The organism is Brevundimonas sp. (assembly GCF_041688735.1).
GTDB lineage: Bacteria > Pseudomonadota > Alphaproteobacteria > Caulobacterales > Caulobacteraceae > Brevundimonas.
The window spans coordinates 79,346-89,425 of sequence record NZ_JBDNHO010000015.1 but is presented as its reverse complement, the minus strand read 5'-3'; the positions used below and the strand labels follow the sequence as shown (position 1 = coordinate 89,425).

The following is a 10,080-nucleotide window of genomic DNA, read 5'->3' as shown; positions in this document are numbered from 1 at the left end:
CACGCTCCCGAAGATCGTCCGAACGCGCCTTGCCCATAATAGCCTCCCAATCAGAAGACCCATGGACTCACGGTTCGGACCCGATGGGAATCCCCCGCTCGATCACATTCGATTCAACTCAGCGGGCGGCTGCTCTAGGCGCGGATCGGTGCGGTTGTCCGAACGCGCCACCAGATAGTTTACATAGGGGCTGTCGGCGCCTTCCAGCGTCAGTGCGTCCGTCTTGGGCTTCAACCCGGCGTCGAGCGCATAGTTGGTGTTGATCACCGCCATGTCGACCTGATCCAGCACCCTCGGCAGGGTCGCCGACTCCAGCTCGCGGAAACGCAGGTTCTTCGGATTGTCGACGATGTCACGCAGGGTCTGCAGCGGATTGACCGGGTCCTTCAGCCGGATCAGCCCGGCCTTCTGCAGCAGGATCAGCGAGCGGCCGATCGAGGAGGCGTCATTGGGCACCGCCACCTGGGCGCGGTCGGGCAGTTGGTCCAGCGAGCGGAAACGCCGCGAATAGGCCCCCAGCGGTTCGACATGAACGCCGGCGACCGTGACCAGGTCCGCCGACCGCGAGGCATTGAACTCATCCAGATAAGGCTTGGTCTGGAAATAGTTGGCGTCCAGACGCTTCTCGACCAGCTGGGTATTGGGCTGGACGTAGTCGTTGAACACCTTGATCTCGATGTTTACGCCCTGCGCGGCCAGAGTTCCCTTGATGTGCTCCAGAATCTCGGCGTGCGGCACGGCGGTCGCGCCGACGATCAGCGGCGCATCGGCGTCGGCGGCTTTTTGGGCACCCTGGCCGCAGGCGGCGAGGGTCAGGACGGCCGCGGCGAGAAGAAGCGAACGACGAAGCATTACGGGCCTTTCGAGGCGAGCGATCAGCGGTGGGACACGGCGGAGACCAGACGGTCCCCGATCATCTGCAGGGCCTGAACCAGAACCAGCAGCAGGACGACGGTGACGACCATGACATCGGTCTGGAACCGCTGATAGCCAAAACGGATGGCGAGGTCGCCAAGGCCGCCCGCGCCCACGACACCCGCCATGGCGGTGTAGGACACCAGGGCGATGGCGGTGACCGTGGCTCCGGCGATGATGCCGGGCATGGCTTCGGGCAACAGCGCCCGCGTGACGATCTGAAAGGTGGAGCCGCCCATGGCCTGGGTCGCCTCGACCACCCCCTTGTCGATCTCGCGCAAGGCCGTCTCGACCAGTCGCGCATAGAAGGGTGCGGCCCCCACGACCAGCGGCGGAATGGCCCCGGCCACGCCCAGCGAGGTTCCGACCAGCAGCACCGTCAACGGTAGCATGACGATCAGCAGGATGATGAAGGGCACCGACCTCAGGATGTTGACGACCAGCGACAGCGCGGCGTTCAGCACCGGATTGGCCGCCAGCCGCCCCTTGCCCGACAGATACAGAAGCACGCCCAACGGGATGCCGAACAGTACCGTGAGTGCCATCGAGCCGCCCAGCATCAGCAAGGTGTCACGCGTCGCCCGCGCGATCTCGGGCCAATCCACGTTACTGGCAATGTTGGCGAAGAAGGCCTCCATCAGGCGACCCCCCCGACGCGTTCGACCACCACCCCCCGAGCGGTCAGCTGCGCCACGGCGGCTTCCGCGTCGCCGCCGGTGAAGGCCACCACCAGCTGGCCATAGGGCTCGCCCCGGATGCGGCTGATGCGTCCGGACAGGATTGAATAGTCCACGCCGACCGACCGGGCGACGCGGCTCAGTTCGGGTTCATAGGTCGAGCCACCGCGGAAGGTCAGTTTCGCCAACCGGCCGCCCGGCGGCACATCGGCGGCCTCAAAGCCCTCCTCCCCCTCAGCCAGCATGGCGCGGGTCGCGGCATGTTTCGGGTGCAGGAAGACGTCGGCCGTGGCCCCCTCCTCCACCACCCGCCCGTCCTTCAGCACGGCGACCCGGTCGCAGACGCGGCGGACCACCTCCATCTGATGGGTGATCAGGACGATGGTCAGCTTCAGGTCGCGGTTCAGCTGGTCCAGCAGGGTCAGGATTTCGTCGGTCGTCTCGGGATCCAGCGCGCTGGTCGCCTCGTCACACAGCAGCACGCCTGGCTCGCAGGCCAGCGCCCGGGCGATGCCGACCCGCTGCTTCTGCCCGCCAGACAGTTGCGCCGGATGCTTCCTGGCGTGCTCGGACAGGCCCAGTTGTTCCAGCAGGTCTGCCACGCGCCGGTCCACCTCGGCCGACGGCCGCCCCTCCAGCCGCAGCGGGAAGGCCACGTTCTCGGCGATGGTCTTGGCGTTCAGCAGGTTGAAATGCTGGAAAATCATGCCGATCCGCCGCCGCGCCTCGCGCAACGCTCTCGGCTTCAGCGCCGTCATGTCCTGTCCGTCGACGGTTACCCGCCCGGCGTTCGGCCGTTCCAGCAGGTTGATCGCCCGGATCAGGGTCGACTTGCCGGCGCCTGAGCGGCCGACCACGCCGAACACCTGTCCCGCCGCGACCGTCAGGTCCACACCGTCCAGCGCCACGCGCTCGCCCGCAGCGCTCCGGAAGCGCTTCGTCACCCCCTCCAGCCGGATCATCAGTCTGTGTCCAGCGCCTTGGCTGGAATGATGGTGACGCTCTCGCCGCACCCGCAGGCGTCGGTCTGGTTCGGGTTGCGGAACACGAATTTCGACGCCAGCTTCGTCATCTCGTAGTCAATCTCGGACCCGATCAGGAACAGGATGGCCTTGGGATCGATCAGGATGGTCACCCCCTTGTCCTCGACCACCTCGTCCAGCGGTTCGATCGTCTCGGCATAGGCGAAGGTGTATTCCTGACCCGCGCAGCCGCCGTTCTTCACGCCCACCCGCAGGCCGACGTAGGCCGTGGCCGCATTGGTCATGATCTCGGTCACGCGCGCGGCGGCGGCGTCGGTCAGGCTGACGGCCTTCGGGCGCGGACGGCGCGGGCGTGTCGTAGTCTGAAGCTCGGTCATCGGACGGTCCATCAGAACATGTTAAGGGCCAGCTTGGCCTCGTCGCTCATTTTCGAGGGGTCCCATGGCGGGTCGAAGGTCAGCTCGGCCCGGGCCGACTGCACACCCTCGACCTTCTTGACCGCATCCTCGATCCAGCCGGGCATCTCGCCCGCCACCGGACAGCCGGGTGCCGTCAGGGTCATCTCGATCAGCACATCACGGTCGTCGGACAGGTCGACCTTGTAGATCAGGCCCAGCTCATAGACGTCGACCGGGATTTCCGGATCGAACACGGACTTCAGCGCCACGATGATGTCGTCCGTCATCCGGTCGATCTCGGCTTGGGCCAGGGCCGCCGTCTGCGGCGCGTCCCAGGCTTCGGCGAAGGCCGCAGTGTCGGCGGCCAAATTCGTTTCGGGGGTCATCGGGTCGCTCATGCGAAAAACTCACGGGCCTTGATCAGGGCGGCGGCAAAGGCGTCGGCATCCTCAAGGGTGTTATATAGGGCGAAGCTGGCGCGCGCGCTCGACGTCAGGCCGAACCTTTTCGACAACGGCTCGGCGCAGTGCAGGCCGGCGCGCACGGCGACGCCGTAGCGGTCCATCACCTGGGCGATGTCGTGGGCGTGCGCGCCGTCGACGGTAAAGGTGAAGATCGCCCCCTTCCCCGCCGCCGTGCCGATCTCGGTCAGCCAGGTTCGGCCTTCCAGACGCTCCCGCACGCGGTCCATCAGCGCCTGTTCGTGGGCCCTGACCGCCGAGGCGTCGAATTGCTCCAGCCACTCGATCGCTGCCCCAAGGCCTATCACCTCCAGAATCGGCGGCGTCCCCGCCTCGAACCGATGCGGCAGGCCGGCATAGGTCACCGTTTCTTCGGTCACCGTGGCGATCATCTCGCCGCCGCCCTGGTACGGCGGCAGGGCCTCCAGCGCCGCGCGCTTGCCGTACAGGCCGCCGATACCGGTGGGGCCGAACAGCTTGTGCCCGGTGAAGACATAGAAGTCGGTGTCGAGCGCCTGCACGTCGGCCGAGCAATGCACCGCCCCCTGACAGCCGTCCACCAACAGCAGCGCACCCGCCGCATGGGCCAGGTCGGCGATGGCGCGCACGTCATTCACAGTGCCCAGCACATTGGACATATGCGTCACGGCCACCAGCCGCGTCTGGGGCCCGATCAGCGCGGCCAGGCCGGCCATGTCCAGCGACCCGTCCTCCAGCACCGGCGCCCACTTCAGCACCGCGCCCCTGGCCTCGCGCAGCATATGCCACGGCACGATATTGGCGTGGTGCTCCATCTGGGTGACGATGATCTCGTCGCCCGGCTGGATGGATTGGCCAATCCCCGCCGCGACCAGATTGATGGCCTCGGTCCCGCCCTTGGTCCAGACGATCTGGTCGGGACTTTCGGCGTTCAGGAAACGCGCCACCGTATCCCGCGCCGCCTCGAACGCCTCGGTCGCCTCATTGGCCAGGGTGTGCAGGCCGCGATGGACGTTGGCGTAGGAATGCTCCATCGCCGCCGTCATGGCGTCGATCACCGCCCGCGGCTTCTGCGCCGAGGCGGCCGAGTCCAGATAGACCAGCGGCTTGCCGTTCACCTGCCGCGACAGGATCGGGAACTGCGCCCGGACAGCGTAGGGGTCGAACACTCCTCCCCCATCGGGGGAGGGGGACCGCGTCTTCGCGGTGGAGGGGGCCTGACCCAACGACGGTTTCAGGGGCGAGCCCCCTCCACCACCCTTCGGGTGGTTCCCCTCCCCCAATGGGGGAGGATTTATCACAGTCGAGCCGTCAGCCATTCCCTCGCCACCTCTCTCGCGCCGTCATGTTCGATCCGGTCGACGACCTCGATCAGGAAGGCCTGCGTCAGCAGCGCCCGCGCCTCGTCGACCGGCAGGCCGCGCTGCTGCATGTAGAACAGCGCCGCCTCGTCCAGATTGCCGACCGTATTGCCGTGCGCGCACTGCACGTCGTCGGCATAGATTTCCAGCTCCGGCTTGGCGTCCACCTCGGCCCGTTCGCCCAGGATCAAGGCGTGATGCCCCATCCGCGCATCGGTGCCGTCGGCCCCGCGCTCGACGATGATCTTGCCCTGGAAGACGCCGCGCGCCGTGTCGCGCACCACGCCCTTGGTCAGCTGCGAGGTGACGCCGTTCAGGCCCGCGTGTGAGACCACGCTGGTCAGGTCGGCGTGCCGCGCCCCGTCCAGCAGGTACAGGCCGTCGATCCGGACCTCCGCGCCCTCGCCGGGATGGGCCAGCCGCGTCTCGTGGCGTTGCAGTTTCGCGCCCGTGGTCAGCACCGTCTGGGCAAAACGCGCGCCTTTACCCATCGTTACCTCGGCGACCGAAACCGACAGGGCGTCCGCCGCATCTTCCTCGATCACCACCCGCGTCAGCCGCGCCCCGGCCCCGAGTTTGATGGCCAGCGCAACATTGGACACATAGGCCGCCGCCTGACCCTCATAGCTTTCCAGCAGCAGCAGCGACGCCCCCGCCCCGACCTCGACCGTCACCCGGGCCTGATGCCCCGCACCGTCCGCCGTCGAGACGAAACGCAGCCGCGCGACCTGCTCGCCCGGCCCATCCGCGACCACACCCGCGAAACCGACGCAACGGCCGTTGACCACCGTCCACTCATCCCCGCCCAGCGCCGCAAACGGGCCGCCCGGCGCGACCTCGGCGTGCGGCGACACCGGCGGCGTCTCGCGCAAGGCCCGGTGAAGGTCGGTATATTTCCACGCCTCAACCCGGCGGGTCGGGAAGGAGGAAACGTCCTTCAGATCGATGCGGACCGGCGCGTTCAAGCCGCGACCGGCAGATACTTGTCGTACCCTTCCGCCTCCAGCTTATGCGCCAGTTCCGGGCCGCCGGACGCCACGATCCGCCCCCCGGCCAGCACATGCACCTGGTCCGGCCGGATATAGTCCAGCAGCCGCTGATAGTGGGTAATCACCAGCATGGCCCGGTCGGGACGGCGCATTGCATTGACCCCGTCGGCCACGATCCGCAGAGCGTCGATGTCGAGTCCGGAATCCGTCTCGTCGAGGATCAGCAGCGACGGCTCCAGCAGGGCCATCTGCAGAATCTCCATCCGCTTCTTCTCGCCGCCGGAGAAGCCGACGTTCAGCGGCCGCTTCAGCATGTCGAAATCCATCTTCAGCGCCGCCGCTGCCGCCTTGACCATCTTCAAGAAGGCGGGGGCCGAGACCTCGTCTTCGCCCCGCGCCCGCTTCTGGGCGTTCAACGCCGTGCGCACGAACGTCAGGGCGGGCACGCCGGGGATCTCGATCGGATACTGGAACGACAGGAACACGCCCTTGGCCGCCCGCTCGGCGGGGTCCAGACCCAGCAGGTCCTCTCCCTTCCACGACACGGTCCCCTCGGTCGCCTCATAGCCGGGCCGCCCGGCCATGGCATAGCCCAGCGTCGACTTGCCCGCGCCGTTCGGCCCCATGATGGCGTGCACCTCGCCCGCCGGAACGTCGAGCGTCAGCCCCTTGAGGATGGGTTTGTCACCGATGGTGACGTGGAGGTTCGAAATTGAGAGCATGGGTCTTATTCGAATGCAGAAACGGCGACAGCGCCTATGAGGGTCCAAGGTTGGGTTCCTGCCCGCCCGCGCTCGTCGTCGAGTGTGAAGTTGACGAAGGCAGCGCCTTCGAGAATCGCTTCCGCCAGTTCAGGCTGTCGCGCTTGGAGGTCCTTGTAGTGCTTCAACTCGAGCCAAACGACGTCTCCCTCGGCGAGCTTCAGAACTGTCGACTCGTCCGCCAAGCTGTAAAAGCAGTCGTACCAAGCATCCATGTTTCGACCGTAATAGCTCGGAAAACCGAGCTTCTCAGCGAAGGCGGAGTGGAACGCTTGCCAATCGGTAAGCTCCCGACAGTCGATCTCGACCTTATGGATTTGAAGAGCGCTCACCCCACGCTTCCTTCCAGCGAGATCGCCACCAGCTTCTGCGCTTCCACCGCGAACTCCATCGGCAGTTTCTGCATCACATCGCGGACGAAGCCGTTGACCAGCAGGGCCACCGCCTCTTCCTGCGACAGCCCGCGCTGCTGGGCATAGAACAGCTGGTCGTCGCTCAACCGCGTCGTCGTCGCCTCGTGCTCCAGCTGGGCCGAGCCGTTGCGGGCCTCGATATAGGGGATGGTGTGCGAGCCGCAGTCGCCACCGATCAGCAGGCTGTCGCACTGGGTGAAGTTGCGCACCCCCGTCGCCTTGGGGTGCACCGACACCAGACCCCGATAGGTCGAGTCCGATTTCCCCGCCGACACCGCCTTGGCGATGATCCGGCTTTTCGAATTCTTGCCCAGATGGATCATCTTTGTGCCGGTGTCGGCCTGCTGATGGCCGTTGGTGATGGCGATCGAATAGAATTCGCCCGAGCTCTCCTCGCCCTTGAGGATGCAGGACGGGTATTTCCAGGTCACGGCCGAGCCGGTCTCGACCTGGGTCCACGACACCTTCGACCGGTCGCCCCGGCAGTCGGCGCGCTTGGTGACGAAATTGTAGATGCCTCCCTTGCCTTCGGCGTCACCGGGGTACCAGTTCTGCACCGTCGAATATTTGATCTCGGCGTCATCCAGCGCGACCAGTTCGACCACCGCCGCATGCAGCTGGTTCTCGTCGCGCATCGGGGCGGTACAGCCTTCCAGATACGAGCAGTAAGACCCCTTGTCGGCGATGATCAGGGTCCGCTCGAACTGGCCGGTGTTCGACGCATTGATGCGGAAATAGGTCGACAGCTCCATCGGGCAGCGCACGCCCGGGGGAATGTAGACGAACGACCCGTCCGAAAACACCGCGCTGTTCAGCGCCGCAAAATAGTTGTCCGAGACCGGCACCACCGAGCCCAGATATTTGCGCACCAGCTCAGGATGTTCGCGCAAGGCCTCGGAAATGGGCATGAAAATCACCCCGACCTTGGCCAGCTCGGCCTTGAAGGTGGTGACCACCGACACACTGTCGAACACGGCGTCCACCGCGTAGCGCGGCGCGCCCTCGACCCCCGCCAGAACCTCCTGCTCCTTCAGCGGGATGCCCAGCTTGGCGTAGATGGCCAGGATTTCCGGATCGACCTCGTCCAGCGACTTCAGCCCGACCTTCTCCTTGGGCGCGGCGTAGTAGAACAGGTCCTGATAGTCGACCGGCGTATATCGCACCGACGACCACGTCGGCTCCTCCATCGCCAGCCAGCGCTCATAAGCGGCCAGACGCCACTCCAGCATCCATGCCGGCTCGCCCTTCTTCTCGGAGATAAAGCGCACGATGTCGGCGCTCAATCCATTGGGCGCGTATTCCATCTCGATGTCACTGATGAAGCCGTGCTCGTACTTCTCCAGCGCGGCGACGGCGTCGATGGTTTTCTGAGCGGCGGCCATCAAGCAACTTCCTTCACGCGCGAGGCGTGACGCATACTGTGACGCTGATATGAGGTGACCCAGGCCTCGGCGAACCGTGACCAATCGTCCGCGACCGTGCCCCAGCCGCCCGAGACGCGCACGCCGCCGGTTGCCAGATGATCCAGACCCATGGCCGAGATCGCCTTTGAAGGCTTGGTCTTGCCCGAGGAACAGGCGCTACCGGCCGACACCATCACCCCCATCAGGTCAAGGGTGATCAACTGCTGCGGACTGTCCCAGCCCTCGACCGCCATGAACAGGGTGTTGGGCAGGCGTTCGACGGCCCCGCCGATAATGGTCGCGCCGGCCGCCTTGACCGCCGCCTCGGCCGCGTCGCGCCACGCCTTGTGGTCCCGCGAAGACGGCAGATCACGCACGGCGCAGTCCGCCGCCACGCCGAAGCCGGCGATGCCGGGCACATTCTCCGTGCCGGCGCGCAGCCCCCGCTCCTGCCCCGCCCCATGCAGGGTCCGGATGATCGGCACGCCCTCTTTCGAGATCAGCGCCCCCACCCCCTGCGGCCCGCCCAGCTTGTGTGCCGAAAGGGTCAGGGTATCCGCGTCCAGTTCGCGCATGTCGACCGTGATCTTGCCCGCCGACTGGATGGCGTCGACGTGCAGCCAGCCGCCCGCCGCCCGCACCAGCCTCGACGCCTCGGCGATCGGCTGGATCACGCCGCTCTCGTTGTTCGCATGATGGATGGCCACCGCCGCCCGGCCCGGCCGCATCAGCGCCTCGGCCAGCCATTCCAGATCGACCACGCCGTCGATGTCCACAGGCAAAACCTCGACCGGCTTGCCGCTGACCGCCGCCGCCTCGGCCACGCATGGATGCTCGGTCGCGCCGACGATCAGCCGCTCGCAGCCCGCCGCGATGGCGCTCAGCATCGCCTGAGCGTTGGATTCCGTTCCGCCGCTGGAGAAGACCACCGCCGTCGGATCGGCCCCGACCAGATCGGCCACCCGCGCCCGCGCTGTCTCGATCCGCGCCCGCGCCCGCCGCCCGGCCGCATGCACCGCCGACGGATTGCCGTTGTCGGCCAGCGCCCTGGCCATCACGTCCTGAACCTCGGGACGCACCAGACCTGAGGCGTTGTAGTCCAGATAGACGCCGCTCACGCCGCCACCCCGACTTCGGCTTCGGTGGCCCGACGCCGCGCGCCGGTGCGGTTCATCACCACGTCTTCCAGCGACACCCCGGCCAGATAGCGATGGATCTCGTCGCCGAGGTCCTCCCACAGATTGTGGGTGATGCAGCGTTCTCCGGCCATCATACAGCCCTTGGGCGACGAATGGCCGAGGCAGCGGGTGGCGCGGATGGGCTCGTCGACCGCCAGCACGATCTCGGCGACACCCGTCTCGTGGGCACTCTTGGCCAGCCGATAGCCGCCGCCGGGCCCCCGCACGCTCTGCACCAGCCCGCCCTTCCGAAGCCGAGCGAACAGCTGTTCCAGATAGCTCAGCGAAATCTCCTGACGCGTCGCGATTTCCGCCAGCGACACGGCCCGGACCACGCCGTCGGCGTGCCCGTTCTTGGCCAGATCGGCCATCGCCATCACGGCGTATCGTCCCTTGGTCGACAGACGCATCTGCTGTCCTCAAAAACCGCGCGCTTTTCGAGGGTCCTGTGCTAGAACCCGCGCCTTCGCAAAGGCGTCAGCGCGCAGCCGGGACATAGAAAGTCCTACCGCTGTAGTCAAGTATTACGCAGGTGCGAAACGACAGTTGAACACGGAATCCG

12 protein-coding genes are annotated in these 10,080 nt (G+C 66.5%); all 12 read right to left on the bottom strand.

What is annotated here, in order from left to right; genetic code table 11:
* Positions 1-102: 102 nt before the first annotated feature.
* Positions 103-852, bottom strand: coding sequence for a MetQ/NlpA family ABC transporter substrate-binding protein (locus ACESMO_RS02230; protein ID WP_372706550.1), 750 nt, complete (start codon positions 850-852; stop codon positions 103-105).
* Between the two features lie 23 nt (positions 853-875).
* Entirely contained in the window at positions 876-1,553 is a 678-nt protein-coding gene (locus ACESMO_RS02225; RefSeq protein ID WP_372706549.1) for a methionine ABC transporter permease, read from the bottom strand.
* On the bottom strand, positions 1,553-2,554 hold the full coding sequence (locus tag ACESMO_RS02220; protein ID WP_372706548.1) for a methionine ABC transporter ATP-binding protein: 1,002 nt from the start codon (positions 2,552-2,554) through the stop codon (positions 1,553-1,555). Before ACESMO_RS02220 ends, ACESMO_RS02225 begins: the two co-directional genes overlap by 1 nt.
* Positions 2,554-2,952 carry a HesB/IscA family protein gene (locus ACESMO_RS02215; protein WP_372706547.1) on the bottom strand — a complete coding sequence of 133 codons (399 nt, stop codon included), beginning with the start codon at positions 2,950-2,952 and terminating at the stop codon, positions 2,554-2,556. The genes ACESMO_RS02220 and ACESMO_RS02215 overlap by 1 nt, the downstream gene beginning before the upstream one ends.
* An 11-nt stretch (positions 2,953-2,963) precedes the next feature.
* Positions 2,964-3,359 (bottom strand): SUF system Fe-S cluster assembly protein, encoded by a 396-nt coding sequence (locus tag ACESMO_RS02210; RefSeq protein WP_372706546.1) that lies wholly within the window; start codon positions 3,357-3,359, stop codon positions 2,964-2,966.
* Between the two features lie 8 nt (positions 3,360-3,367).
* A complete protein-coding gene (locus ACESMO_RS02205) occupies positions 3,368-4,582 on the bottom strand; it encodes an aminotransferase class V-fold PLP-dependent enzyme (RefSeq protein ID WP_372706545.1) in 1,215 nt (404 codons plus the stop codon).
* 128 nt (positions 4,583-4,710) lie between these two features.
* A complete protein-coding gene (gene sufD / locus ACESMO_RS02200; RefSeq protein ID WP_372706544.1) occupies positions 4,711-5,739 on the bottom strand; it encodes a Fe-S cluster assembly protein SufD in 1,029 nt (342 codons plus the stop codon).
* Entirely contained in the window at positions 5,736-6,485 is a 750-nt protein-coding gene (gene sufC / locus ACESMO_RS02195; RefSeq protein WP_372706543.1) for a Fe-S cluster assembly ATPase SufC, read from the bottom strand. The genes sufD and sufC overlap by 4 nt, the downstream gene beginning before the upstream one ends.
* A gap of 5 nt (positions 6,486-6,490) precedes the next feature.
* Positions 6,491-6,856 (bottom strand): barstar family protein, encoded by a 366-nt coding sequence (locus tag ACESMO_RS02190; protein WP_372706542.1) that lies wholly within the window; start codon positions 6,854-6,856, stop codon positions 6,491-6,493.
* A complete protein-coding gene (gene sufB / locus ACESMO_RS02185; protein ID WP_372706541.1) occupies positions 6,853-8,319 on the bottom strand; it encodes a Fe-S cluster assembly protein SufB in 1,467 nt (488 codons plus the stop codon). The genes ACESMO_RS02190 and sufB overlap by 4 nt, the downstream gene beginning before the upstream one ends.
* On the bottom strand, positions 8,319-9,458 hold the full coding sequence (locus ACESMO_RS02180) for a cysteine desulfurase family protein (RefSeq protein WP_372706540.1): 1,140 nt from the start codon (positions 9,456-9,458) through the stop codon (positions 8,319-8,321). Before ACESMO_RS02180 ends, sufB begins: the two co-directional genes overlap by 1 nt.
* Complete coding sequence (locus ACESMO_RS02175) at positions 9,455-9,928, bottom strand: Rrf2 family transcriptional regulator (protein WP_372706539.1); 474 nt, start codon at positions 9,926-9,928, stop codon at positions 9,455-9,457. Before ACESMO_RS02175 ends, ACESMO_RS02180 begins: the two co-directional genes overlap by 4 nt.
* Between the last annotated feature and the right edge of the window lie 152 nt (positions 9,929-10,080).

Coding starts and splice junctions, on each gene's coding strand:
- ACESMO_RS02230 (WP_372706550.1), bottom strand. CDS start 852: ATGCTTCGTCGTTCGCTTCTTCTCGCCGCGGCCGTCCTGACCCTCGCC.
- ACESMO_RS02225 (WP_372706549.1), bottom strand. CDS start 1,553: ATGGAGGCCTTCTTCGCCAACATTGCCAGTAACGTGGATTGGCCCGAG.
- ACESMO_RS02220 (WP_372706548.1), bottom strand. CDS start 2,554: ATGATCCGGCTGGAGGGGGTGACGAAGCGCTTCCGGAGCGCTGCGGGC.
- ACESMO_RS02215 (WP_372706547.1), bottom strand. CDS start 2,952: ATGACCGAGCTTCAGACTACGACACGCCCGCGCCGTCCGCGCCCGAAG.
- ACESMO_RS02210 (WP_372706546.1), bottom strand. CDS start 3,359: ATGACCCCCGAAACGAATTTGGCCGCCGACACTGCGGCCTTCGCCGAA.
- sufC (WP_372706543.1), bottom strand. CDS start 6,485: ATGCTCTCAATTTCGAACCTCCACGTCACCATCGGTGACAAACCCATC.
- sufB (WP_372706541.1), bottom strand. CDS start 8,319: ATGGCCGCCGCTCAGAAAACCATCGACGCCGTCGCCGCGCTGGAGAAG.
- ACESMO_RS02175 (WP_372706539.1), bottom strand. CDS start 9,928: ATGCGTCTGTCGACCAAGGGACGATACGCCGTGATGGCGATGGCCGAT.